Below are 23,636 nucleotides of genomic sequence, written 5' to 3'. Positions count from 1 at the left end.
TTCCTGTTTTATTATTAATTTAACAATGCAATCAGTCGCGGCAGCGCGCCAGGGGACATAAGGGCGCAGTCGCGGATAACGCTCTCGCCTTCGAGGCCCGGAAGCAGCTGCAGAATGGCGCGCAGCTTGGCGTCGAGGTCTGTCGGCCGGGCGGCGGTTTGCTTTCTTGTGACTATGTCACTTATTTGCCTCCCGTCCTGCAGCGTCAGGGTCAGGCGATGGAAGCGCATCTCCGGATCGAGCGCGTCCGGCGGGGCTGCGGGATCGGCATGACGCTCAACTTTTGCCGCCAGGGCGGCGATAGCCGCATCGACAGGCTGCTCGCCGTAATGCGTCAGCGGGACCTCGCCGTGGTATAGCGCATCGGCGATGACGTATTCGAGGCTAAAGCGCGCTTCCACACCGGTGGCCGGTTGGCGAATAAAGGGCGCAGTATCTGCGCCGGGCGGAAAACTGACCTCAACCTGTGCGATCTCCGCAAGGGCGTCGCCTTGTGCCAGCAGCCGCGCGCGCAGGGCGAGCGCCGCCTCGGCCGCGCTGTGAGTGCCACCGCAAGTCGGGTACCGCTTGAACTCCAGCCCCGGCTGCAGGATGCGCCAGGGCGTGCCCCAGCCGGCGGTCAGGCATTCCGGTTTTTGCCGGCCGCCGCCGTGGGAAGTCAGCAGGCTGTCCAGCACGCCCTCCGGTTGGCCGATGAAGCCGGCCTGAGCCAGCAGGGCGGCGTTGACCGCGTTGCGTGCCGCCAGCCCGGCGTGCAGCGGTTTGGCCGCCGAACCGAACTGGCTGCGCAGGCCCGCTGCCTGCGTGGCCGCCAGGCCCAGAGCAATCTGCGTCTGCCGCTGGTCAAGCTGCAGATAACGCGCCACGGCGGCGCAGGCGGCGACCGCGCCCAGGGTGGCGGTGCTGTGAAAACCCAGCGCGTAATGTTGCGTGCCAGCGGCCAATCCCAGCCGGCCAGCGGCCTCTACGCCGATGACATAGGCGGTTAACAGCTCAGTGACATCGTCACTCTCACCGTTCAGCGCCAGCAGGGCTGAGAGCACTACGGTGCTCGGATGGCCACGCAGCGCAGGATGGTAATCATCGAAGTCCAACGCGTGGCTGACATAGCCATAGCGCAGTGCGCGGTTCTCGCTGCCGTTCGGCGGAAACGTCTTACCGATCGCTGCCAGACCTGCATCGCTCAACGCCCCGCGGGCAATCGGCAGCGCGCAGGCGAAGTAATCTTTCACGCCGCGGCGAGCGGCTGACAGGGCGTTTTCATCCGGCTGGCTGTTCAATATCAGATGGGCGAATTGGGCGGTTATCGGTAATGACAAGGCGTTAACACCTGAATTTATATACGGTTATGCACGAGTGCGGGGTGAAAGGTATTGTGTGGCGATTTTCGTTGTCCCGAAAGAACGAACGGCGCTTCCATATCTCTGAATGGAATATAACGACGGCACTGCGCCGCCGTCAGAGCTGCTGGCAGGCGCGGCAGGCTGCGCCTTAGCTATTTTTGTGCAAAGCAAAGCTGAATTTGCTCTAGCACGATAGAGGACTCAGGCCGAGAAAAGGCGAACGCTCATGATGTCGATAAATGCCCTGAGACGCGGTGTAAGATGTTTGCTTGAAGGCCAGAGAATTTTGAGACTGCCACTGTGTCGGCAGTGGTCGCCAAGCACCGTTTGGAGCCGCCGACGCTCCAGCGCCTCTCGCACCGCGAAATCGGGCAAGCAGGCGATGCCCAGGCCCTGTTCCGCCAGGTAAATCAGCGTGTCGACGGTGTTGCATACCGTGCGCTTGCCCAGGCCTTCGTCGAGCAGTTTATCTCCGCCCGCCACCGGCCAGGTCTCGACTTTGCCGGTGGTGGGGAATCTGTATAACAGGCAGGCGTGATCGCGCAGTTCTGCCGGTTGGCGGGGTATTCCCGCTCGGCGCAGATACTCTGGCGCCGCCACCAGCTGTAGGTGAAACGTGCCCAGTTGGCGGCTCATTAAGCGAGAATCCTCGGTATCGCCCACGCGGATCACCGCATCGAACCCTTCTTCGATCACCGCGACTCGACGGTCGGAAAAATCGGTTTCCAGCTCAATCTCCGGGTAACGCCGGACAAATTCCGCCAGCACCGGATTCAGCAGGCCGCCCACCAGCGGCAAACTGACACGCAGCTTGCCGCGCGGCGCGCTGTGCGTATCGCTGATTTCCCGTTCCGCCGCCGCCAATTCCCCGAGAATGCGCTGGCAGCGGTGCAGAAACAGCCGGCCTTCTGCGGTCAGCGTCATGCTGCGCGTGCTGCGGTGGAACAGACGCGCGCCCAGCCGATTTTCCAGGCGGGCGACGCTTTTCCCCACTGCGGAAGCGGAAATGCCGAGCACGCGCCCGGCCTCTACGAAACTCAGCGTCTCTGCGGCCTGCACAAAGACGTTCACCCCAGACAGATTATCCATTGCTTGCCCCATTGCGGACTTGAGTGTCCGCTATGAAAGGAAATCTAGCCTGTTTTTTCGTTAATCGCCACGCTCTATGCTCGGTGGCGACAGCATGGGCTGACTACCTGGGGTAATAAAGATGAATGAATACGGATCCTCTGCCAACGCGATTGAGCAAGCCTTGCGCGAAAAACGATTGGTTGGCGCGGTCGTTTTGGTGGCGCAGGGCGGTGAGATCGTTTATCGCCGCGCGGCGGGCATGGCAGATCGCGAAGCGGGCAAGCCGATGGCGCTCAATACGCTGTTTCGTCTGGCTTCGGTATCCAAACCGATCGTGTCCACGGCGGCGCTGGCATTGATGGCGCAAGGCGCCATGCGGTTAGACGATCCGATCACCCGTTGGCTGCCGAATTTTCGCCCGCGGCTGGCGGATGGCACCGCTCCGTTGATGACGCTACGGCATCTCATGACCCACACCGCCGGACTAAGCTACCGCTTTTTCCAGCCGGAAGGGGGATTCTATGCCCAGCTGGGCGTCTCCGACGGCATGGATGAAGCGTCTGTCAGCCTGCAGGAGAACGTGCGGCGTATTGCCTGCGCCCCTTTGCTGGCTGCGCCCGGCGCGGCGTGGCGCTATTCCATCGCCACCGATGTCCTGGGCGCGGCGATCGAACAGGCGAGCGGCCTGCCGCTGGCGCAGGCAGTAAAAAAATGGGTGACCGGGCCGCTGGCGATGACGGATACCGATTTCCTTGCGGTGGACGCCGCGCGCCTGGCGGCCGCTTACGCCGACCATCCCGGCGAGCCGCGCCGTTTGCGCCAACCGGATCGTTTACCGTTCATCGATGGCAGCGCCGGTTTTCATCTGTCGCCGGCGCGAGCGTTGGATCCGTTGGCTTACGCCTCAGGCGGCGCCGGCATGGTCGGCTCGGCGGAGGATTTCCTGCGCCTGCTGGAAGCGTTGCGCCAGGGGGGCGGGCAGGTGCTGCCGGCCGAATGGGTGATGGCGCTGACCACCAACCAAATCGGCGATTTGCCGATGCCGTTTTGGCCGGGGCGTGGTTTCGGCCTCGGCATTACCGTACTGAAAGACCCCATCGCCGCGCAAACGCCGGAGTCCGTTGGCAGCTGGCGAATGGGCGGCACCTATGGCCACTCGTGGTTCGTCGATCCCGCCCGGCAACTGAGCGTGGTGGCGTTTACCAACACGGCGCTGGAGGGCATGTCCGGCGCCTTTGTCGGCGAGATTTGTCAGGCGGTCTATGCCGCGACGGGAGCGATGCAATGCGCCTGATGCCACCGATTTTCTTCATCGCGCTGGGGCTGTTCGGCGTCTACTGCATCGAGTTCGGCGTGGTGGGCATTTTGCCGCAGATCATCGCACGGTATGGCATCTCCACGGCGCAGGCCGGCTGGCTGGTCGGGATCTTCGCCCTGACCATCGCGCTGCTCGGGCCGCTGTTGGTGCTGCTGGCGTCGCGTTTCAATCGCAAACGCATGTTGTTGATCGCGTTGGCCGTGTTTGCGGCAGCCAGCGCGCTGGCCGCTCAGGCGGACAGCTTTGCCATGCTGATGCTGCTGCGCATTGTGCCGGCGTTGTTTCATCCGATCTATTTTTCACTGGCCATGGTGGCGGCCGCGGCGCTTTATCCGCCGCATCTGGCCACCAAAGCAACCGCCTATGCGTTTATCGGCACCAGCATGGGCATGGTGTTGGGGATACCATTGACGCAATGGATCGCCGGGCAGTTCAGCTATGAGGCGTCGTTCCGATTTTGCGCGCTGGTAAACCTTCTGGCGGCGTTGGGATTGCTGTGGCGCTTGCCTGATGCGGCCGTGCAGCGCCTCAGCTATGGCAAACAGTTGGCAATCCTGCGCAGCGGCACGCTGTGGTTGAATATCATTACCTGCGTGCTGATCTTTGCCGCGATGTTCGCCGTCTACGCTTATGCGGCCGAGTACCTCAGCCGTGAAGCCGGCATTGGCGCCGCCGCCATCGGCTTTCTTCTGGTGGTGTTCGGTGTGGGCGGCGTCGCGGGCAATCTGTTGGCCGGCAAGGGGTTGAGCCGCCATCGTGCAGTGACGGTGCTGCTGCATCCGATAGCCTTGATTGTGGCTTATGCGCTGCTGTATCGCTACGGCAGCGCGAATATCGGTTCGATGACGGTGCTTTGTCTGTATTGGGGAGCGGTGCACACCAGCGGTTTGATCGTGACGCAGGTCTGGTTGACATCCGAAGCGCCGCAGGCGCCAGCGTTCGCCACCGGGCTGTATATCGCCTTTATCAATCTGGGGGTGGCGGTGGGGGCGCTGACGGGCGGCTGGTTTATCGCCGCGTGGGGGCTACAGGGCAGCCTGCTGTGTGGGGCCATGTTTGCCGCACTGGCGGCGATCGCGATTGCCGCCAGGCTGCGGTTGCAACGGCAGGCTACCGCTGCGTTGCGTCAATCATCGCCATCACCTGCCGGAACATCGCGCTTTCCGCATCGGCCAGTTCGTTGACCAGCGTAAAGTGATTGCAGTGGCGATCGGCCAGCAATTGAACGTCGAGGCCGCGCGCCAGGCAGGCGTCATAATAGGCCTGCGTCTGGTTTTTGAACCCTTGCGTTTCGCGTTGGCCGACGTCGAGCAGGATCTGCGGCGCATGGTCTTTCTCCGGCAGCAGAAACAGCGGGCTGAGGGTTTGCGCCTGTTCGGGCGTCAGATGCAGCCAGTCGTTGATGTAGATATCGCACAGCGGGCGCAAATCGTAGAGGCCGCTCAGCGCCAGCGCGCCTTTGATCGCGTCGGGCGGCAGGCGATAGCGTTGTTGCCAGCCGTCGGCGATCAGCATGCCGCACAGGTGGCCGCCGGCCGAACTGCCGCTGACGAAAATGCGCGCCGGATCGATGCCGAAAGGCGCCCCGTGATGATAAAGCCAGGCGACGGCGCTGCGCACCTCGTGCACGATCTCCGCCAGCGTCGCTTCTGGCGCCAGCGTGTATTCCAGCGTGGCGACGGCCACGCCGCGCTGGGCAAACGCGGCGGCCATCGAACAGGCTTCCTCTTTGCGCTGTGAATGCCAGTAGCCGCCATGAATAAAGATCAGCAGCGGGGCGGGCTGCGTGCAGGCCGGGAACAGATCGAGGCGCTCGGCGGCGCTCATGCCGTAACGCAGATCGTAAATGCCGGGCGTCTGTGCCTTGGCGCGCTGGGCCAGCGCGGCGTATTCCGCCATGCAGGCGTCAAAATCCTCCACCGACGCGCGGGCGTTGTATTGCACCGCTCTGGCGGCGGTATCGTCGAACATCAGGTCGATTTTCATAACTTCTCCTTGTTGGTGACGCTCGATTATCCACCTAATGCTTTTTTAATGTTTGATGCGGAATGCGCCGCCGACGGGCGTTCTTTTTTGCTTCTTTTTGCGGTATATTGCTGTTTTATGCGTTCTACTGCGGAAATGACCCCATGCACAAAGCGGCACGACAGCGCCATTTACTGGATTTGCTCAGCGAACGCGGGCAGGCGGCGGTGGCGGAATTGGCCACCGCCATCGGTGTTTCGGTCGATACCGTGCGCCGCGACTTGGCCGATCTCGAGCGGCAAGGGTTGGCGCAGAAACATCACGGCGGCGCGATAGCGCTCGAACCGTCCGGCATGCCGCGCCAGGCGCGCGCTGCGCTGTTGCCGCAGGTCAAGCAGCGGCTTGGCCGCGCGGTGGCCGCGCAGATCCCGCCCGGCAGCACCCTGATGCTGGATGCGGGCAGTACGCTGTTGGCGGTGGCGCAGGCGTTGCGCGGCCCGGCGACGGTGATCACCGCTTCGCTGGATATCGCGCAGTGCCTGAGCGACAGGCCGGAGATCAACCTGATCTTGCTCGGCGGCCAGTGGGATGCGCGCCAGCGGCTGTTCGCCGGCAGCGCCACGCTGGCGTTGCTGGCGCGCTACCGTGCGGATATCGCCTTGCTGGGCGCCTGCGCGGTGCATCCTCAGCTGGGACTGAGCGCCGGCGAAGAGGCCGATGCAGAGGTCAAACGCGCCATGCTGGCTAACAGCGGCGAGCGCTGGCTGGTGGCCGACCATATGAAACTGGACCGCTGCGAACCGCATCACGTTGCGGATCTGGCGCAGATCCAACGCCTGTTTACCGATCGCCCGTGGGACAACCTGGACGAACAATCATTGATTGAACTTTGTGTCGTCGCCGACGACCGCTAGAGGAGAACACTGATGAAGGATACCGCTCGACCGTTGCAGGTGGCGCTGATTGGCTACGGCTTTGTCGGCAAGGCGTTTCACGCGCCGCTGATTAACGCGGTGCCGGGGTTGGAACTGAGCGTGGTGGCTTCGCGCGATGCCGCCAAGGTACATGCCGATCTGCCGCACGCGCAGGTGATCGCCGATCCGCTGGAGGCCATCCGCCGGCCGGAGGTGGATTTGGTGGTGATCGCATCGCCGAACGACACCCATGCGCCGCTGGCGCTGGCCGCGCTGGAGGCGGGCAAGCACGTGGTGGTGGATAAGCCGTTTACGCTGGATTTGGCGCAGGCGCGCGCGCTGATTGCCGCGGCGGAGAAGCACGGCCGCCTGCTGTCGGTGTTCCAGAACCGTCGCTGGGACAGCGATTTCCTGGGGGTGAAACAGGTGATCGAGCAGGGGCTGATCGGTAAGGTGACGCACTTTGAGTCCCATATCGACCGCTATCGCCCTGAAGTACGGGTGCGCTGGCGTGAACAAAACCTCCCAGGCAGCGGGCTGTGGTTCGATCTGGGGCCGCACATGGTCGATCAGGCGCTGCAGCTGTTCGGTTTGCCGCACAGCGTGCAGGCCAACATCGCTACGTTGCGCCCCAACGCGCAGATTAACGACTGGGCCCACGTGGTGCTGAACTATCCGACGCACCGCGTGATCCTGCACGGCAGCATGCTGGTGGCGGGTGGCGTCTCACGCTTTACCGTGCACGGCGAGAAAGGCAGCGTGGTCAAAGCGCGCGCCGACGGGCAGGAAAGCCAGCTACTGGCCGGCGTGACGCCGGGTTCGGCGGAGTGGGGCAAAGACGACGACGCGATGAGCCTGTTTATCGGCACGGAGCCGGTGCGCACGCTGCCGACGCCGGATGGCGATCAGCGCCAGTATTACTTCCAGGTGCGCGATGCGTTGCGCGGCGCAGGCGCCAACCCGGTTACCGCGGCGCAGGCGTTGGCGGTGATGGCGGTGCTGGAAGCGGCCACCCTGGCGGCGGAAACCGGTGTGACTCAGCCATTGCCGCTCTCCGAGGCGGAAATCGCCGCCTGGTAACGGCTCGCGTCAGATAAGGCGTCAGGCGCATGGATACAGTGCATGCCATGCGTCTTCCGCCATGCTAACCCCTGACATAGGCTTACCCGCAGTCTATGTCAGGAGTGTTCATCATGTTATCCCACCCTTCGCCGCAAGGCGTCCGCGGCATACTGGCCGCTCTTTCTCTGAGCATGCTGCTGTCATCGCTTGGCATCAGCATTGCCAACGTCGGGCTGCCGGCGCTCGCCACTGCGTTCCATGCCTCGTTCCAGGCGGTGCAGTGGGTGTTGCTCTGCTATTTGCTGGCCGTCACCACTTGCATTATCGGCATCGGCCGTTTGGGCGACAGCCTCAATCGCCGCCGCCTGCTGCTGGCGGGCATCGCGCTGTTTACCGCCGCTTCGCTGATTTGCACGCTGGCTCCGCAACTGTGGCTGTTGCTGGCGGCGCGCCTGGCGCAGGGGTTGGGGGGCGCAGTCATGATGTCAATCGCCATGGCGCTGGCGGGCGAGGTTCTGGGGACGGAAAAAATCGGCCGCGCGATGGGGCTGCTCGGCACGATGTCAGCCGTGGGCACCGCGCTGGGGCCGTCGTTGGGCGGCGCGCTGATCGCCGGTTTCGGCTGGCGGGCGATGTTCCTGATCAACCTGCCGCTGGGGCTGCTGGCGCTGTGGCTTGCCTGGCGATACTTGCCGAATGGGCCGCGCGCGGCAACGCGCGCGGAACCGTTCGATCGCGCCGGCACGTTGCTGCTGGGCGGCGCATTGCTCTGCTATTCGCTGGCGATGACCCTCGGGCGCGGCGACTTCGGCGCGCTTAACCTGGGGTTGATGTTGGGCGCTCTGCTGGCGGCGGGGTTGTTTATCCGCGTGGAACGCCGCGCCGCATCGCCGTTGCTTGCGCCGTCGATGTTCCGCCATCCGGCCCTGACGGCAGGGCTGGCGGCCAGTGCGCTGGTGATGACGGTGATGACCGCCACGCTGGTGGTCGGGCCGTTCTATCTGTCGCGGGCGCTGGGCTTAAGCGCCGCGCAGGTGGGACTGGTGATGTCGGCGGGACCGGCGGTGGCGATCCTGACCGGCATACCGGCCGGCTATCTGGTGGATCGCTTTGGATCGCAACGCATCGCCCAGCTTGGGCTGGCGGCAGTGGCTGCCGGGGCGGGATTGCTGTCGCTGCTGGGCCGTTGGGGCGTACTTGGCTATGTCGCGCCGATCGCGCTGTTGACCGCCGGCTATGCGCTGTTTCAGGTGGCCAACAACACCATGCTGATGAAGGATCTGTTTCCTGAACGGCGCGGGCTGATCGCCGGCATGGTGAACCTGTCGCGCAATCTGGGGGCGATCACCGGCGCGTCGGCGATGGGGGCGCTGTTTTATCTGGCTTCGCAGCAGGTCGCGGGCACTGCGGCCGCCGCGGCTTACGGCATGCGGGTGACCTACGGCGTGGCGGCGCTGTTGGCATTGGCGGCGTTGCTCATCGCCTTCGGCGGCCGCCGCCTGATGCTGCGTTACGGCGCGCGCTGAACCGCGTAGCGTTCTTGCACGAAACCGTTGTCCGATGAGGTGACGGCAAGCAGGCGCAGGCGCTGCTCCTGGCCATCGGCGTCGAATAAGGGGATACCGCCGCCCAGCAGCAGCGGCACGCGCGTAATCGTCAGTTCGTCGATCAAGCCGGCCTGCAGGAAGCGTTGCACGGTCTGGCCGCCGTCGATATACAGGTGACGGCAGCCTTGCTCGGCCAACTGCGCCACGATGGCCGCCGGTTCGCCATTCATCCAGCGAACGTGGCCTGTTGCGTGCGGCGCGGGCGGCTGCGTCGACAGCACCACCACCGGCAGTGCGCCATAAGGCCACTCGGGAAAGGCGCGGACTTTATCATAGGTATGGCGGCCCATCACCAGCGCGTCGATGTCGGCGACAAACGCTTCAAAACTCAACCCATTGAGCAGCGAAACCGCATATTCGGGCCGCAGCAGCCAGTCGATGTCGCCATCCGGGCCGGCAATGAATCCGTCTACGCTGGTGGCGATGTAAACCGAGCATTTCATCAGGCGAGATCTCCCCGATAAACCACATGCACCTTGTTGCCGTCGGGATCGCGCAGGTAAGCGCCGAAATAGCCTTTGCCGTAGTGCGCGCGCTCGCCGGGCTCGCCTTCACTGCTGCCGCCCGCCAGCAGACCGGCGGCGTAGGCGCGTTTAACCGCCAGCTCGTCGGCGGCGAGGAAGGCCAGCATGCTGCCGTTGCCGGCGCTGGCGGGCTGTCTGTCGAAGGGTTGGTAGGCGTAAAAACGCGGCAGCGTTTGGCCTGGCATCACCCAGCAGCGGGCGGCGGGGCCGCCGTCCGGCGTCACTTCCCGCCGTTGTAAGCCCAATGGCAACAGAATGGCGTCGTAGAACGCGGCGGCGGCATCCAGATCGCTGACGCCGACGGTAATATGGCTGAACATGGCGCGTTTCCTTCCCCAAGAGAGAATAATGAACGCCTAAAACAGTAGCAGCGATATCGCAGGATGGACAGACCGCCGTGGAGGATTCGGATTAGGGACGCGCGCAGGGGGGCAAAGCGCGCTTCACGGTTTATGGGGCGGGCCGCCTCAATTGCTCTCGACGCGCGGATTGGCGTGGGTCGGCTGGCTGGGATAATCCACCTGATGCTTGTGCAGATAATCGCGGATCAGTTGACGCACCACCTGAGAAGGGGTGACGTCCTGCTGCAGGCACAGCTCTTCCAGAGCTTTCTTCTTGTCCGGGTCAATCAGCACCGTTAGCCGCGCCGTTTTCTTTTCCATCAGGATCCTCCAGAGAATGATGACTGAATGATAATACCATGTGGACGAAGCGGCCAGCCAGACCGCGTCGCCGCTCGTTCTTAGCGGAAATGCAGCCGTTCTATTTTGCGTGACAGGTAGCCGAGTTCGCAGTTGAACAGCTCGCCGCTGCCGGCGGCCAGCGTGCGCAGCGTGCTGAGCGGCAACGTCACCTGCGCCGGCGTGGCGTAAATGATCACGTTGCCGCTGGGGGCGACGCAAAATAATACGGTGCCGAATATCCGGTGCAGGCTGTGGTACAGCAGGCTGTTTTCATCGGGCAGATCGTGGTAATTGAGCACCAGCCAGCCCCCGTCGTTCAGCCGCGCGGCGCAGTTTTCCAGGAATGTCTGGGTGCCTTGCTGCGGATCCATGGCGAACGCCGAATAGAGATCGGAGAAAATCAGATCGTAACGCGTCTCGGCGGGCGGGCGCACAAAGTCCATGGCGTCGGCGGTACGCAGGCTGATGGTGTCGGTGGCCGGCAGCGTAAAATAGCGGCGTGCGACGGCGATCACCGCGGCGCGCAGTTCAACCACGTCCAGACGCATGGCCGGATCGAGCGCGTGCAGCGCACGCAGCAAGCTGCCGCCGCCTAATCCCAGGATCAACGCCGAGGTCGGCGGCTGCCAGGCCACCGCCATCAGCATCGCTTTGATGTAGTTGTGGATCGGTTGCGCGGGGTTGCTGAGGCTCATCTTGCTTTGCTCGCAGATGCCGTCAAACCGCAGCGTGCGGTAGTCCTTGTGATCAGAAACGATGATTTCGCCCCAGGCGTCGGTTTCGCGAGCGATCACCTGGCCGCGCGGGGAGAAATCGAGGGTTCTGAGTAAGCTGTCAACCAGAGACATGGTATTCGCAGGTTTCCTTTGGCAAGCGGCCTATTTACGGGCGCACATGAAATCGGCGGTGCAAATGCGCCGGCCATCGATGCTGGCGCGGCCGGTGAAGCGGGCGATCGCGCCCCGCCGGCGTACAAAGGCGACCTCCATCAACACCTGGTCGCCGGGACGGGCGGCGCGATAAAACCGCGCCCGCTGAATGGAAGCGAAGTAGTAATGTTCCCCTTCATTCAACGCCCCGAGATAATAATGCGCCAGCAGCCCGGTGCTTTGCGCCAGCGCTTCCACCAACAGCACGCCGGGAAAACCGGCGAAGTGCGCATGGCCGTTCCAGAACGTCGGCTCATTGGCGGTAATGTTCTTGATGGCGCTCAGCCGGCCTTCGGCAATGCAGGTGCCGGCGGGCAGCACGCGATCGACCAACAGGCAGGGATAACGATGAGGCAGGATCGCCTGAATATCGTTGAATTGCAGGGGGTGACCGTTTAATGGCATGGAAGTGCGTGATCCTGTCTGCGGCGAATCCGGTGCGTGGCCGGCGTTCGGTCCATAATGAGTGTAATGACATTATAATAAAATTATCATCAGATGTGCCAGATGAAAGACATGACGGCGGTGACGGTTGGGGAACAGCGAAGGAGGGGAAGACACCCGATCCTGACGATCGGGCGTGGTGGCGCGTTTAGTGCTTGGAGCGGGTCACCTTGTCCAAATAACCCATCACGAAGGCGGAGAGCACAAAGGTGAGGTGGATGATCACATACCACATCAGCTTGTTGTCGGGCACGTTCTTGGCGTCCATAAACACCCGCAGCAGGTGAATGGAGGAGATGGCGACGATAGATGCGGCGACCTTGTTTTTCAGCGAGGTGGCGTCCATTTTGCCCAGCCAGCTCAGTTTCTCTTTCCCTTCGGTGATATCCAATTGCGAGACGAAGTTTTCATAGCCGGAGAACATCACCATCACCAACAGGCCGCCGACCAGCGCCATGTCGATCAGCGACAGCAAGGTCAACACCAGATCGGCTTCGGTAACGGCAAAAATATTTGGCAGGACGTGGAGAATTTCCTGAAAAAACTTGATCGACAGGGCGACCAGAGTGAGCGAAAGGCCGAAATAAACCGGCGCGAGCAGCCAGCGGGAGGCGTACATCGCGTTTTCTAGCAAGCGTTCCATCATAAAATTGTTTTAAATGCGTAGCAAAAAGGGCGCTCAGTATAGCGCAAGAGGCCTGGGTGAAATCAACCGCTTGCGCCAGTAGAGGGTGCTATCAGGCCACTACGCGCGCCGTTTTGCGCCCGCTGCGGATCCACAGCGCCACGGCCCCCGCCGCCGTCGCCAGCGCCACGACGCCCGGCCAGCCCGCGCTTGCCAGAATGCGGCTGCCGAGGGCGGCGCCGGTCGCCATACCGATGAACACGCCGGTGAACAAGAGGGCGTTCAATCGGCTGCGGGCTGCCGGATCGAGACCGTAAACGATGGTTTGGTGCGCGATCAGCGTAGCCTGGATGCCCAGGTCGAATCCGACGGCGCTCAGCGCAATCAGCGCCAGTTGCGCCGGGAGCGGCAACAGCGGCAGCAGAAACATCAAGGCGAAGGAGGCCAGAACCAGTCCCGCGCCGATACGGGTCACGACGTCAGGGCCGTGCCGATCGGCCAGACTGCCCGCCAACGGCGCCGCCAGCGCACCCGCCGCCCCCGCCAGGCCAAACGCGCCGGCGGCCGCGCTGCCGATCTGGTAGCGCTCCGCCAGCATCAACGCCAGCGTTGACCAGAAAGCGCTGAAGCCCAATGACAGAAAGCCTTGCGCCAGCGTTGCGCGCCGTAGCGCGGGATACTCGGCCCACAGATGTCCCAGCGAGCGCAGCAGCGCGGGGTAACTCAGCGCGTTATGAGGGCGAAGACGCGGCAACATGCGCCAGATCGTCAGCGTGATCGACAAAACGCCCAGCGCCGCGAGTGCGTAGACGCTGCGCCAGCCGGCGTACTCGGCGATCGCGCCGCTGAACACCCGCGACAGCAAAATGCCGGCCAATAGCCCGGTCATCACTGCGCCGACGGTTTTGCCGCGGCTGGCCTCCGGCGCCAGCGTGGCGGCGGCGGGGATAATGTCCTGCGCGACGGTGGCGGTCAGGCCTATCGCCAGGCTGCTGAGCAACAACAGCGGGAACGAGGCAGCAAAAGCGCAGAGTAACAGCGTCAGCGTCAGCAGCGCGCCTTTTACCAGAATGATCCGCCGGCGATCGTACCGGTCGCCGAGCGGCGCCAACAGTAAAATGCCCAGCGCATAGCCTAACTGGGTCAGCGTCGGCACCATGCCGGCATCGGCGACGCCGGCGTGGAAATCGGCGCCCATCATGCCAAGCATGGGCTGGCTGTAATAGATTGACGCGACGCTGAGGCCGGCGCCGGCGGCCAGCAGAAATACGACGTTGGCGGACGGTGCACCGTGGGTGGTGGCGGTGTTCATGGTAAAAATTCCTGCAAAGTGAATGTGCGGTCATTTTTACCGCTTGCTTCATGCCGCTGTAGCCCCCTCGCAGGTAAAACTGTTATACACTCAACGTATGAATAAAATTAACTTACCTAACGGCGACCGCATAACTTTGCTGCATACGCTGGTGCGCATCGTCGAAAGCGGCAGCCTGTCGGCGGCGGCGCAGCAGCTGGGCACTTCTCAGCCGACGATCAGCCGGCGTCTGCAGGCATTGGAACAGCTGCTGGGCGCCAAACTGATCCAGCGGACCACCCACGCCCTCAAACTGACCGACGACGGCGAGCGCTGTTACCGCCAGGCGCGGGGGCTGATTGAACAATGGCAAAGCCTGGAAGAAGGGCTTGGCGGCGCGCGCGACGAACCGGTCGGCGTGTTGCGCGTGCGGGCGCCGCACGCATTCGGCCAGGAGCAGCTGATCGGTCCGTTGGGCAAGTATTTGCGGCGCTACCCGCAAACTTACGTTGAGTGGACGCTGAACGATCATTCTCCGGACTTTATTCCCGAGGGGGTGGATTGCGCCATTCACGTCGGTGCGGTGACCGATCCGTCGGTCGTGGCGGTGTTGCTGGCGGAGGTGCCGCGCAGCACGGTGGCGTCACCGGCGCTGTTGGCTGAACGACCGGCGATCGTCGATCTCGACGATTTGGCCTCATTGCCGTGGCTGGCGGTAAACAGTTTTTATCGTAATGAGGTCGTCTTGACCCACGCGACCAGCGGTGAACAGCGGCGTTTCGACATCGCGCCGAGGTTGAGCACCGACAGCCTTTATGCGGCGCGCAAGGCGGCGCTGGAAGGGCTGGGCGTCGCGATCGTGTCGTCTTGGGTGGTGAAAGAAGAATTGGCGCAAGGCGCTCTGCAGACGCTGTTACCCCTGTGGCGAGCTGAGCCACTGCCTATTTACCTGTTGTATCCCTACGCCAGCTATTATCCCGCGCGTTTACGCAAATTCATGGAAATGATGAAAGAAACGATGCCGCGCATTCTCGGCGCGCAGCCGCCGACGGGGCGCTGACGGCCTTCAGTGTCTGGCTTTTTTACCGTCGCTGTGGCCGAGAGAACGATCGGGGAAGCTGTGATCGCGCAGCCGCTGCTTTAACTGCGCCGCATCGGGGAAGCCGCCGTCAATCTTGCGATCCCAAATCATCACGCCATCGACGCTGATTTGGTAGACCCCGCCGGTGCCCGGCATCAGGGTGACGGAGGCGAGATCGTCGCCGAAGGTGCTCAGCAGCTCTTGCGCCATCCAGCCGGCGCGCAGCAGCCAGTTGCATTGTGAACAGTAGTGAATCGTAACGGCGGGTGCGTTTTTCATCGTTGATCGACCGGTTAGTGGTGACGGCTTGCAATCAGCCTGCTGGCTCGCAAGCGATGGTGGCCGTGTATCGCCGAATAGTCAAGCGCCTGCTGCGGCCAGAGCGACAAGGGGAGCCGAGAGTGCATCACGGCCGCTTGCTTCCGGCAAACCATTCAACCCCGCGCAGCATGCCCGCCCAATAAAACCGGGGTAAAAAACAGGCTTTCAGCCACCAGGCCATACGGCTGGGCTGGGTTGCGTCGAGCAGTGGAAACGTGGGCAGCAATTTACCGTCATAGCCAAACTCCGCCAGCACAACTTTGCCTTTCTCGACCGTCAATGGACAGGAACCATAACCATCATAATGGGCTGTGAGAGGCGTGCCATGAATACGTGCCGCGACGTTTTCCGCCACCACCACCACCTGCTTTCGCGCTGCCGCCAGGGTTTTGGCGTTTGGCGTTGAGCAACAGTCGCCTACCGCAAAAATATCCGGCCAATGCTTATGTTGCAGCGTCAATTTATCCACATCGCACCAGCCGGTGCCATCCGCGAGTCCGCTTTGCGAAATAAACGCCGGGGCTGATTGAGGCGGCACCACGTGAAGCATATCGAAGGGCAGGGTTAACTCGCGTTTTTCCTCTTCATTTTTCTCCACGGCAAATATCGCTTGCCGATTTTCGCCATCTATACGGATTAAATTATGATTGAAGTTGACCTGTGCACGGTATTTTTCCAAATAGCCACTCAGCGGGGGGACAAATTGCGGAATGCCGAAAACCGCCGTGCCCGCAAGGCAGAAATTGACGTTAATATTATTCAGAACGCCTTGCCGCCGCCAATGGTCGCATGAAAGATATAAGGCTTTTTGCGGCGCGCCGGCGCATTTTATGGGAAGCGTGGGTTGGGAAAATATCGCCTTGCCGCCTTGCATCTCCCGGACCAGTTGCCAGGTGTATTCTGCAAGATCAAAACGATAATTAGAGGTGACGCCGTTAAATCCTAACGTCTCTTCAAGGCCTTCTATTTTATCCCAACGTAAAACAAGGCCGCAGGCAACAATAAGGAAATCATAGCTTACGCGTTTCCCCTGACGGGTCTCGATATATTTTTCATTGGGATCAACCCTGACAACGCTGTCCTGGAGCCATGAGACGCCAGAAGGAATAACATCGCGCATGGCGCGCTGCGTTTTATTGATATCAAAGAGCCCGCCGCCCACCAGGGTCCATGCCGGCTGGTAATAATGACAGTCATTGGGTTCAACGACAGTTATATCCGCATCTTTAACTCGCTTCCTTATGCTTGCGATGACGCCGATGCCAGATGAACCACCGCCAATAACAACAACTTTCTTCAGGGTGTTTATTTTTTCTGGTTTCATGCAGGTCTCCTTTCATAAGAAAGTAGGGGGTTGCGGCTCAGATTTAAAGATAATTTATAGAACTTATGGTTATATTAAAAATCGCATATTCGATTTGGCTATATGTAATAGCTAAATGTAATAAGTTATTTGACAATCAACGCAAACTGATCGTTAATAAATGCCATAAATATCGAAAGGGAATTAATGCATTGGATTTTTTCCATTTTACTTTTTATACCCTGACGCTGTTGGTGATAACCGGGGGAATAGTCGGATTTCTCCTGGCTCTGACCGGGGGAGGCGGATCCATCGTCTGCGTTCCCTTGTTGCTGTATATGGTGAAAATCCCGGATACGCACTTGGTTATAGGCACCAGTGCCATGTCCGTTGCCATTAGCGCGCTGATCAATCTTTTTGTTCATGCCGCCAAAGGAAACGTCCGGTGGCGGACCGGCGTTACCGTTTCTCTGGTGGCGGTGGTGGGAACGCTGGCTGGCTCTCAGGTGGGAAAAATGACGGACGGGCACCATTTAACCCTGCCTTTCTCTCTGCTGATGCTGGTTGTCGCCGGATTGACGCTGAAAAAAAATCATCGGGCAGGCAACGGATTACCGTCCTCCCATCCGACATTTCATCCCGCCATCGTGTGGCCCAGCGTGCTGGCGCTGGGCGCGGTGGCCGGTTTTTTGGGCATCGGCGGCGGATTTTTGGTGGTGCCGGCGCTGCTCTGGTTCTTCCGCTTTTCGCTGGTTGAAGCGGTGGCGACCTCACTGGTCGTGGTTTCCGCCATGGGATTATCGACAAGCGCAAGCTATGCCATGTCTGGCAAGGTGTCGCTGGTCATTACCTGCTGGCTCATCGTCGGCGGTGTTCTGGGGGGCGTCGTGGGGGTGGCACTCACCGAGCGCCTGAAAAAACGCGAGGACATTATCCGTGTGCTCTATGCCGGCATGTTGTTGGTGCTGGCCCTTTATATGCTTTTTAAAAGCCTATAAAACAAAAGGAAAAAATATGCACATCCGTACTTACCATCATCAGCTCTCCTTTTCGGGGGCGCCCGCAGCGAATGATTTCGCCATCCTGCATCAACAAGGCTATCGGTTTATCGTCAACAATCGGCCAGATGAAGAGCCGGGCGAGTACCTTAACCATCAACAAGAAAAAGCGTTGGCTGAGCAATGGGGAATGGGCTACGTCTATCTGCCTTACACATTCGACACGCTGACCTGGGAGACCGTTTATACCTTCCATTACCTGTTGCGGCGGGGTGAGAAGAGCCTGGCGCATTGCAGGAGCGGAGCGCGTTCTGCCTGCCTTTCCCTGCTGTATGCGCTGCGTGAAGGCCAGATAGACGAAGCGCAATTTCGCAGCCAGTGCGCAGAGTATGGCGCCGATGCCGATAAGGCGCTGGGCTGGTATGGCCGGCATCAGGCCGTTCAGCCTCACGCGCAAGTGCACGCGTTTTATGAGCCGGAAAGCGGCAGCCTGCAGTATGTCGTCGCCGATCCCGCAGCGCGTCGCTGCGCCATCATCGACCCGGTGCTGGATTTTGATCGCCGATCGGGCACGGTCTCGCATCAGCAGGCCCGCACCATTTTAAGCTTTATCCAGCAGCAAGGATGGGGAGTGGCCTGGGTGCTGGATACGCACCCGCATGCCGACCATTTTTCTGCCGCCACCTGGCTGGCGCAGAAAACCGGCGCTCTCACCGGCATAGGCGAAAAAATTACCGCCGTGCAGGGGCTGTGGCAAGACATCTATAATTTGAAAGAATTGCCTCCCGCCGAAACCCTGTGGGATGCGCTATTTGCGGATGGGGACGTCTTTTTTATCGGCAACCTGCGTGCTGAAGTCTTGCTGTCTCCTGGCCACACCCTGGCGTCCGTCACTTATCACATCGCCGATGCGGCGTTTATTCACGATACGTTTTTCATGCCGGACAGCGGCACCGCAAGGGCCGATTTCCCCGGCGGAAATGCGGAAGCCCTGTGGGATTCGTTGCAGCGGATCTTGAGCCTGCCAGCGGATACCCGCCTGTTTACCGGCCATGATTATCGCCCGGCGGGGCGTGAGGCCCGCTGGGAAAGCACCGTGCGAGAGCAGCGCGAGAACAACCCCTGGGTGGCCAACATGGATAAAGCCCAATTTATCGCGCAAAGAAAGCAGCGAGACGCCACGTTGCCGCATCCGGAATTGATGCTGATGGCGCTGCAGGTCAATATTCGCGGCGGCGTTCTGCCAGATTGCGAAGATGATGGGCGGCACTACCTCAAAATCCCAGTTAATCGCTTCAAGGGATAAATCAAGCCATGGAGGCGCGATCGTTCACGGCTGCCAACCTCGAGGCGATCGCGCCGTCTGTTAATGGTTTTTTATGAAATAAGCAGACTGATTCATATTTAATTATTTGTTTTTACACAAAACAGGTGGCACTTGCCCTCACCGAATACAGTCACTACATTAACAACTGTACTTCCCACTCTGCTAAGGAAAACACCATGAAAGCTGCCGTAGTGACGAAAAACCATACCGTAGACATTCAGGATAAAGTGCTGCGCCCGCTGAAGCACGGCGAAGCGGCGTTGAAAATGGAGTGTTGCGGGGTGTGCCACACCGATTTGCACGTGAAAAATGGCGATTTCGGTGAGGTGCCGGGCATTACGTTGGGGCATGAGGGCATCGGCGTGGTCTCCGCCGTCGGTGAGGGCGTCACCTCGTTAAAAGTGGGTGACCGCGCCAGCGTCGCCTGGTTTTACCAGGGGTGCGGCCATTGCGAATACTGCGTCAGCGGCAACGAGACCCTGTGCCGCTCGGTGAAAAACGCCGGCTATAGCGTTGACGGCGGCATGGCGGAAGAGTGCATCGTGGTGGCGGACTACGCGGTGAAAGTGCCGGATGGGCTCGATTCTTTCGCCGCCAGCAGCATCACCTGCGCCGGCGTCACCACCTACAAGGCGGTGAAGATTTCCGATATCAAACCGGGGCAGTGGATCGCCATCTACGGCTTGGGCGGGCTGGGCAACCTGGCGCTGCAGTATGCCAAGAACGTGTTTAACGCCAAAGTGATCGCCATCGACGTCAACGACGGTCAGCTGGAGTTCGCCAAACAGATCGGCGCCGATCTGACCATCAACTCCAAAACGCAAAACGCGGAGGAGATCATTCAGCAGCAAACCGGCGGCGCTCACGCGGCGGTGGTGACGGCGGTGGCGAAAGCCGCCTTCAACTCGGCGGTGAATGCGGTGCGCGCCGGCGGTAAAGTGGTGGCCGTGGGGCTGCCGCCGGAGAGCATGGATCTGAGCATTCCGCGCCTGGTGCTGGACGGCATTCAGGTGGTGGGTTCGCTGGTGGGCACGCGCGAAGATCTAAAGGAGGCGTTCCAGTTCGCCGCCGAAGGCAAGGTGACGCCGAAAGTGACCAAGCGGCCGCTGGGGGATATCAACGCCATCTTCGACGAGATGAAGGCGGGCACCATTCGCGGTCGCATGGTGATCGATCTCGGCATGGCGAAGTAGGCCACGCGAAAAAAAGAAGGCCACCTGCGGGTGGCCTTCTTGTCATTACGCCGGATTCAGAACAGGCCCAGCGGCTTGGCGTCGTAGCTGACCAGCAGGTTTTTCACCTGTTGATAGTGCGACAGCGCCGCCTTGTGGGTTTCGCGTCCGATGCCGGAGTTCTTGTAGCCGCCGAACGCGGCGTGCGCCGGGTACAGGTGGTAGCAGTTGGTCCACACGCGGCCGGCCTTGATCGCGCGGCCCATGCGGTAAGCGCGGTTGATGTCGCGGGTCCACAGCCCGGCGCCCAGCCCGAACTCGGTGTCGTTGGCCAGCGCCAGGGCTTCGGCCTCATCCTTGAAGGTGGTGACGCCAATCACCGGCCCGAAGATCTCCTCGCGGAAGAAACGCATGCTGTTGTTGCCGGTAATCAGCGTCGGCTGCAGGTAGAAACCGTTTTGCACTTCGTCGCCGCGCTGGGCGGGCTCGCCGCCCACAACGATTTTGCCTCCCTCGTTTTTAGCGATCTCGATATAGGACAGGATCTTGTCGTACTGCTGTTTTGACGCCTGGGCGCCGATCATGGTCTCGGTGTCGAAGGGATCGCCCTGGCGGATGGTAGCGATACGCGCCAGCACTTTCTCCATAAACTGCGGGTAGATGGATTCCTGGATCAGCGCGCGTGAAGGGCAGGTGCACACCTCCCCCTGGTTGAAGAAGCCCAGCACCAGCCCCTCAACCGCTTTGTCGATAAACTCCGGTTCCGCCTGCATGATGTCTTCAAAATAAATGTTCGGCGATTTTCCGCCCAGCTCGACGGTGCTGGGGATGATGTTCTCCGCCGCACAGGCGAGGATATGGCGGCCGACCGGCGTGGAGCCGGTGAAGGCGATTTTTTCAATGCGTTTGCTGCGCGCCAGCGCTTCGCCGGCCTCGGCGCCAAAACCTTGCACTACGTTGAGCACGCCCGGCGGCAGCAGATCGCCGATCTCTTCCATCAGCACGCTGATGCCGAGCGGCGTTTGTTCCGCCGGTTTCAGCACCACGCAGTTACCGCCCGCCAGCGCTGGCGCCAGTTTCCAGGCGGCCATCAGCAGCGGGAAGTTCCACGGAATGATCTGGCCGACCACGCCCAGCGGTTCATAGATATGGTAGGCCACGGTGTTCTGGTCGATCTCCGCCGCGGTGCCTTCCTGCGCGCGCAGGCAACCGGCGAAGTAACGGAAATGGTCGACCGCCAACGGCAGATCGGCATTCAGGGTTTCGCGGATCGGTTTGCCGTTGTCCCAGGTTTCGGTCAGCGCCAGCATCTCCAGCCGCGATTCGATGCGATCGGCGATCGCCAGCAGCACGTTGGAACGCTCCTGCACGCTGGTTTTACCCCAGGCTTCCGCCGCCGCATGCGCCGCGTCAAGCGCCAGCTCGATGTCTTTGGCGTCGGAACGCGGGAATTCGGCGATCGGCTGGCCGGTCACCGGCGAGGTGTTGGTGAAGTAGTTGCCGGATACCGGTTCGACGAATTTGCCGCCAATGTAGTTGCCATAGCGTTTGCGGAACGAAACCAGCGAGCCAGGCAAACCGGGGTGGACATATTTCATGTTAAGCACCTCTCTGCAGATGAAAAGCGGCGCTATTGGGCTGCGCCTGTGAATGCGGCATGTCGCCGCAGCAAAGAGAAGCACGGCGCGTGCCAGATTAGCGACAGAGGTAGCATCCGTAAAAAAAAGAACGAGTTATTAAAACCTTAAGCATTGAGAGAGCTGAGAACTTCGGGTGGCGCCGCCGTCGCCGATGATTTTTTGTGTCCCGTGTCGCAACGCCTGATACACATTTATGATACACATTTGCAACACTCGCGAACGGGGGAGAAACGCATGTTGTCTGACGACCGCTTGCCCGCAGAGGGCGCCAGCTTGCTGACCCAGCCGTTGGCGGAATCCTGGCAACGCAGCCAGGGTTATGGCTTGACGCGCACCGATCAACATATCCCGTTTATCAAAGCCGGATTGCTCGAAGAGCTGCGCAGCCGCAACGATTGGGTGCCGCAGCGGGTACAGCCGCTGATCGAGCAGCTGGGCGCGCAAATTACGCGCCAGCCCGCCATTGTGGTGATCGCCGACGCCGACGGGCTGGTGCTGGAAACCCGCGGCAATACCGACTTTCTGCATAAGGCGTCGCGCTTTGCGCTGGCGCCGGGCAACCAGTGGGGAGAAGCGGAGCGGGGCACCAACGCCATCGGCACCGCGCTGGCGCTGGGTGCGTTCTGCGAAGTGCGCGGCGACCAGCATTTTCTCAACCAAAATGCCGGATTGAACTGCACCGCCGCACCGATCTATCGGCCGGATGGCCGCATTGCCGGCATACTGGATCTCTCCGCACCCGCGCAGCGCCCGTACCGCGATGCACAGCGCCTGATCATGCAGGCGGTGCGGCATATCGAACACCGCTGGGTCAGAAGCGCGATCGCCGACCGCCACTGGACGCTGCGTCTGCACGCCGATGCCCGCTGCCTGGGCAGCGCGCAAGAGCTGCTGCTGGTGTTTCACGACGAAGTGCTGATCGCCGCCAATCGACTGGCGATGATGGAGTTCCAGCTCTCGTCGGCCTCATTCGGCTCCGTTGAGTTCACCCAGCTGTTTCCCGACCTGTTGCGACAGCCTTCCGGGGCACCGCGCCAGACGCTGGCCGGCAATCAACAGCACTATTATTCGTTGCTTGAGGCGCCGCAGCGCCGCGTCAGCGCTCTGCGTTCTGCGCCGCCGGCGGAACGGCACGACGAGCAGCATCAGAAAGCGCTGCGCATTCTCAACGCCGGCCTTTCGCTGTGCGTGACCGGCGAAACCGGCTGCGGTAAAGAGCATTTCAGCCGCCGCCTGTTTCAAGAGAGCCGCTGGCGCAACGGCAACTTCGTGGCGATCAACTGCGCGGCGCTGCCTGAGCCGCTGATCGAATCCGAACTGTTTGGCTATGCGCCGGGGGCGTTTACCGGCGCCAATCCGAAAGGCTACATCGGCAAGATCCGCGAGGCGGACGGCGGCGTGCTGTTTCTCGATGAAATCGGCGACATGCCGGCGGGTCTGCAAACGCGCCTGTTGCGGGTATTACAGGAAAAAACGGTCACCCCGCTCGGCAGCCGCAGCGCTTATCCGGTCGAGTTCGCGCTGGTCTGCGCCACGCACCACGATCTGCATCGGCAGGTAGAGGCGGGGCGTTTCGCGAGGATTTGCTGTACCGCATACAGGAATACAGCCTGCGCATTCCGCCGCTCAGAGAGCGGGCGCAGCTGGAGGCCTTCATTTTGCAGCTGTGGCGAGAGCTGGGCGGCGAGCGGCGCGACATTCGTCTGTTGCCGGAGGCGCTGGCGATGCTGGCGCGCTATCCGTGGCCCGGCAACGTGCGGCAACTGTTGAGCACGCTCAAGGTGCTGCTGGCGCTGGCGGACGATCATGCGGTGCTTACCCTGGACGATCTTCCTCAGTCCATTGCGGTGCTGGCGCCGCGGCAAGAGAACGCCGATACCGATCTGGGGGCGCTGCAGGCGGCGATCGACAGGGCGGGCGGCAATCTCAGCCGGGCGGCGAAGGCGCTCGGCGTTTCACGCAGCACGCTGTACCGCAGGCTGGGGAGGCAGAAAACGGCGGCGGAATAAGGCGGCGCG

General features: G+C 61.4%; 22 protein-coding genes and 1 pseudogene. 10 read left to right on the top strand and 13 right to left on the bottom strand.

Translation table 11 applies throughout. The features are described 5' to 3' along the window. Positions 1-14: 14 nt before the first annotated feature. Positions 15-1,319, bottom strand: a complete 1,305-nt coding sequence (locus JL05_RS16755; RefSeq protein WP_033633084.1) for an MmgE/PrpD family protein — start codon at positions 1,317-1,319, stop codon at positions 15-17. Between the two features lie 225 nt (positions 1,320-1,544). Then, the gene (locus tag JL05_RS16750) at positions 1,545-2,432 is read right to left on the bottom strand and encodes a LysR family transcriptional regulator (protein WP_033633083.1); all 888 of its coding nucleotides are present in this window, start codon (positions 2,430-2,432) and stop codon (positions 1,545-1,547) included. Positions 2,433-2,553: 121 nt separating this feature from the next. On the opposite strand from JL05_RS16750, the gene JL05_RS16745 reads away from it, so the two are divergent. Next, positions 2,554-3,708, top strand: coding sequence for a serine hydrolase domain-containing protein (locus tag JL05_RS16745; protein ID WP_033633082.1), 1,155 nt, complete (start codon positions 2,554-2,556; stop codon positions 3,706-3,708). Further along, positions 3,699-4,916: an MFS transporter gene (locus JL05_RS16740; protein WP_033633081.1), complete on the top strand. Its 1,218-nt coding sequence runs from the start codon at positions 3,699-3,701 to the stop codon at positions 4,914-4,916. The genes JL05_RS16745 and JL05_RS16740 overlap by 10 nt, the downstream gene beginning before the upstream one ends. Here JL05_RS16740 and JL05_RS16735 read toward each other — a convergent pair. Next, on the bottom strand, positions 4,843-5,718 hold the full coding sequence (locus JL05_RS16735) for an alpha/beta hydrolase (protein WP_033633080.1): 876 nt from the start codon (positions 5,716-5,718) through the stop codon (positions 4,843-4,845). The genes JL05_RS16740 and JL05_RS16735 overlap by 74 nt on opposite strands. 143 nt (positions 5,719-5,861) lie before the next feature. Between JL05_RS16735 and JL05_RS16730 the strand changes: the two genes are divergently transcribed. The 3 genes from JL05_RS16730 (at position 5,862) to JL05_RS16720 (ending at position 9,199) form a co-directional block, all read left to right on the top strand. Then, entirely contained in the window at positions 5,862-6,611 is a 750-nt protein-coding gene (locus JL05_RS16730) for a DeoR/GlpR family DNA-binding transcription regulator (RefSeq protein ID WP_033633079.1), read from the top strand. Positions 6,612-6,623: 12 nt separating this feature from the next. After that, a complete protein-coding gene (locus tag JL05_RS16725; RefSeq protein ID WP_033633078.1) occupies positions 6,624-7,691 on the top strand; it encodes an oxidoreductase in 1,068 nt (355 codons plus the stop codon). A 113-nt stretch (positions 7,692-7,804) separates the two neighbouring features. Then, on the top strand, positions 7,805-9,199 hold the full coding sequence (locus JL05_RS16720; protein ID WP_033633077.1) for an MFS transporter: 1,395 nt from the start codon (positions 7,805-7,807) through the stop codon (positions 9,197-9,199). On the opposite strand, the gene JL05_RS16715 is transcribed toward JL05_RS16720, so the two are convergent. The 7 genes from JL05_RS16715 to JL05_RS16685 form a co-directional block, all read right to left on the bottom strand. Continuing rightward, positions 9,184-9,723: a dihydrofolate reductase family protein gene (locus JL05_RS16715; RefSeq protein ID WP_174262915.1), complete on the bottom strand. Its 540-nt coding sequence runs from the start codon at positions 9,721-9,723 to the stop codon at positions 9,184-9,186. The genes JL05_RS16720 and JL05_RS16715 overlap by 16 nt on opposite strands. Further along, a complete protein-coding gene (locus JL05_RS16710; protein WP_015377846.1) occupies positions 9,723-10,124 on the bottom strand; it encodes a VOC family protein in 402 nt (133 codons plus the stop codon). The genes JL05_RS16715 and JL05_RS16710 overlap by 1 nt, the downstream gene beginning before the upstream one ends. A gap of 147 nt (positions 10,125-10,271) precedes the next feature. Continuing rightward, the gene (locus JL05_RS16705) at positions 10,272-10,466 is read right to left on the bottom strand and encodes a ribbon-helix-helix protein, CopG family (protein ID WP_004928567.1); all 195 of its coding nucleotides are present in this window, start codon (positions 10,464-10,466) and stop codon (positions 10,272-10,274) included. 80 nt (positions 10,467-10,546) lie between these two features. Continuing rightward, positions 10,547-11,335, bottom strand: a complete 789-nt coding sequence (locus tag JL05_RS16700; RefSeq protein WP_004928565.1) for a spermidine synthase — start codon at positions 11,333-11,335, stop codon at positions 10,547-10,549. A 30-nt stretch (positions 11,336-11,365) separates the two neighbouring features. Continuing rightward, positions 11,366-11,821, bottom strand: a complete 456-nt coding sequence (gene fabZ, locus JL05_RS16695; RefSeq protein WP_004928563.1) for a 3-hydroxyacyl-ACP dehydratase FabZ — start codon at positions 11,819-11,821, stop codon at positions 11,366-11,368. A gap of 187 nt (positions 11,822-12,008) precedes the next feature. Next, the gene (locus JL05_RS16690; RefSeq protein ID WP_004928561.1) at positions 12,009-12,503 is read right to left on the bottom strand and encodes a TIGR00645 family protein; all 495 of its coding nucleotides are present in this window, start codon (positions 12,501-12,503) and stop codon (positions 12,009-12,011) included. 94 nt (positions 12,504-12,597) lie between these two features. After that, entirely contained in the window at positions 12,598-13,797 is a 1,200-nt protein-coding gene (locus JL05_RS16685; RefSeq protein WP_033633075.1) for an MFS transporter, read from the bottom strand. 97 nt (positions 13,798-13,894) lie between these two features. Between JL05_RS16685 and JL05_RS16680 the strand changes: the two genes are divergently transcribed. Further along, positions 13,895-14,836 (top strand): LysR family transcriptional regulator, encoded by a 942-nt coding sequence (locus tag JL05_RS16680; RefSeq protein WP_033633074.1) that lies wholly within the window; start codon positions 13,895-13,897, stop codon positions 14,834-14,836. A gap of 6 nt (positions 14,837-14,842) precedes the next feature. Here JL05_RS16680 and JL05_RS16675 read toward each other — a convergent pair whose 3' ends face one another. Both JL05_RS16675 and JL05_RS16670 read right to left on the bottom strand, forming a co-directional pair. Further along, on the bottom strand, positions 14,843-15,136 hold the full coding sequence (locus JL05_RS16675; RefSeq protein ID WP_033633073.1) for an Rdx family protein: 294 nt from the start codon (positions 15,134-15,136) through the stop codon (positions 14,843-14,845). A 127-nt stretch (positions 15,137-15,263) separates the two neighbouring features. Beyond that, the gene (locus JL05_RS16670) at positions 15,264-16,502 is read right to left on the bottom strand and encodes an NAD(P)/FAD-dependent oxidoreductase (RefSeq protein ID WP_033633072.1); all 1,239 of its coding nucleotides are present in this window, start codon (positions 16,500-16,502) and stop codon (positions 15,264-15,266) included. Positions 16,503-16,567: 65 nt separating this feature from the next. On the opposite strand from JL05_RS16670, the gene JL05_RS16665 reads away from it, so the two are divergent. The 3 genes from JL05_RS16665 (at position 16,568) to adhP (ending at position 19,999) form a co-directional block, all read left to right on the top strand. Continuing rightward, positions 16,568-17,479 carry a sulfite exporter TauE/SafE family protein gene (locus JL05_RS16665; protein WP_238545856.1) on the top strand — a complete coding sequence of 304 codons (912 nt, stop codon included), beginning with the start codon at positions 16,568-16,570 and terminating at the stop codon, positions 17,477-17,479. Between the two features lie 16 nt (positions 17,480-17,495). Beyond that, positions 17,496-18,785, top strand: coding sequence for a bifunctional sulfur transferase/dioxygenase Blh (gene blh, locus JL05_RS16660; protein WP_033633070.1), 1,290 nt, complete (start codon positions 17,496-17,498; stop codon positions 18,783-18,785). Between the two features lie 197 nt (positions 18,786-18,982). Next, positions 18,983-19,999 (top strand): alcohol dehydrogenase AdhP, encoded by a 1,017-nt coding sequence (adhP, locus tag JL05_RS16655; RefSeq protein WP_004928541.1) that lies wholly within the window; start codon positions 18,983-18,985, stop codon positions 19,997-19,999. 56 nt (positions 20,000-20,055) lie between these two features. On the opposite strand, the gene exaC is transcribed toward adhP, so the two are convergent. Next, the gene (gene exaC / locus JL05_RS16650; protein ID WP_033633069.1) at positions 20,056-21,576 is read right to left on the bottom strand and encodes an acetaldehyde dehydrogenase ExaC; all 1,521 of its coding nucleotides are present in this window, start codon (positions 21,574-21,576) and stop codon (positions 20,056-20,058) included. Positions 21,577-21,852: 276 nt separating this feature from the next. Here exaC and JL05_RS16645 point away from each other — a divergent pair. Continuing rightward, positions 21,853-23,627, top strand: a pseudogene (locus JL05_RS16645) (sigma-54-dependent Fis family transcriptional regulator). The last annotated feature ends 9 nt before the right edge of the window (positions 23,628-23,636 follow it).

This window comes from Serratia nematodiphila DZ0503SBS1, assembly GCF_000738675.1.
Classification (GTDB): domain Bacteria; phylum Pseudomonadota; class Gammaproteobacteria; order Enterobacterales; family Enterobacteriaceae; genus Serratia; species Serratia nematodiphila.
This window is presented reverse-complemented; position numbering and strand designations above follow the sequence as displayed.

Coding starts and splice junctions, on each gene's coding strand:
- JL05_RS16750 (WP_033633083.1), bottom strand. CDS start 2,432: ATGGATAATCTGTCTGGGGTGAACGTCTTTGTGCAGGCCGCAGAGACG.
- JL05_RS16745 (WP_033633082.1), top strand. CDS start 2,554: ATGAATGAATACGGATCCTCTGCCAACGCGATTGAGCAAGCCTTGCGC.
- JL05_RS16740 (WP_033633081.1), top strand. CDS start 3,699: ATGCGCCTGATGCCACCGATTTTCTTCATCGCGCTGGGGCTGTTCGGC.
- JL05_RS16735 (WP_033633080.1), bottom strand. CDS start 5,718: ATGAAAATCGACCTGATGTTCGACGATACCGCCGCCAGAGCGGTGCAA.
- JL05_RS16730 (WP_033633079.1), top strand. CDS start 5,862: ATGCACAAAGCGGCACGACAGCGCCATTTACTGGATTTGCTCAGCGAA.
- JL05_RS16725 (WP_033633078.1), top strand. CDS start 6,624: ATGAAGGATACCGCTCGACCGTTGCAGGTGGCGCTGATTGGCTACGGC.
- JL05_RS16720 (WP_033633077.1), top strand. CDS start 7,805: ATGTTATCCCACCCTTCGCCGCAAGGCGTCCGCGGCATACTGGCCGCT.
- JL05_RS16715 (WP_174262915.1), bottom strand. CDS start 9,723: ATGAAATGCTCGGTTTACATCGCCACCAGCGTAGACGGATTCATTGCC.
- JL05_RS16710 (WP_015377846.1), bottom strand. CDS start 10,124: ATGTTCAGCCATATTACCGTCGGCGTCAGCGATCTGGATGCCGCCGCC.
- JL05_RS16705 (WP_004928567.1), bottom strand. CDS start 10,466: ATGGAAAAGAAAACGGCGCGGCTAACGGTGCTGATTGACCCGGACAAG.
- JL05_RS16700 (WP_004928565.1), bottom strand. CDS start 11,335: ATGTCTCTGGTTGACAGCTTACTCAGAACCCTCGATTTCTCCCCGCGC.
- fabZ (WP_004928563.1), bottom strand. CDS start 11,821: ATGCCATTAAACGGTCACCCCCTGCAATTCAACGATATTCAGGCGATC.
- JL05_RS16690 (WP_004928561.1), bottom strand. CDS start 12,503: ATGGAACGCTTGCTAGAAAACGCGATGTACGCCTCCCGCTGGCTGCTC.
- JL05_RS16685 (WP_033633075.1), bottom strand. CDS start 13,797: ATGAACACCGCCACCACCCACGGTGCACCGTCCGCCAACGTCGTATTT.
- JL05_RS16680 (WP_033633074.1), top strand. CDS start 13,895: ATGAATAAAATTAACTTACCTAACGGCGACCGCATAACTTTGCTGCAT.
- JL05_RS16675 (WP_033633073.1), bottom strand. CDS start 15,136: ATGAAAAACGCACCCGCCGTTACGATTCACTACTGTTCACAATGCAAC.
- JL05_RS16670 (WP_033633072.1), bottom strand. CDS start 16,502: ATGAAACCAGAAAAAATAAACACCCTGAAGAAAGTTGTTGTTATTGGC.
- JL05_RS16665 (WP_238545856.1), top strand. CDS start 16,568: ATGGTTATATTAAAAATCGCATATTCGATTTGGCTATATGTAATAGCT.
- blh (WP_033633070.1), top strand. CDS start 17,496: ATGCACATCCGTACTTACCATCATCAGCTCTCCTTTTCGGGGGCGCCC.
- adhP (WP_004928541.1), top strand. CDS start 18,983: ATGAAAGCTGCCGTAGTGACGAAAAACCATACCGTAGACATTCAGGAT.
- exaC (WP_033633069.1), bottom strand. CDS start 21,576: ATGAAATATGTCCACCCCGGTTTGCCTGGCTCGCTGGTTTCGTTCCGC.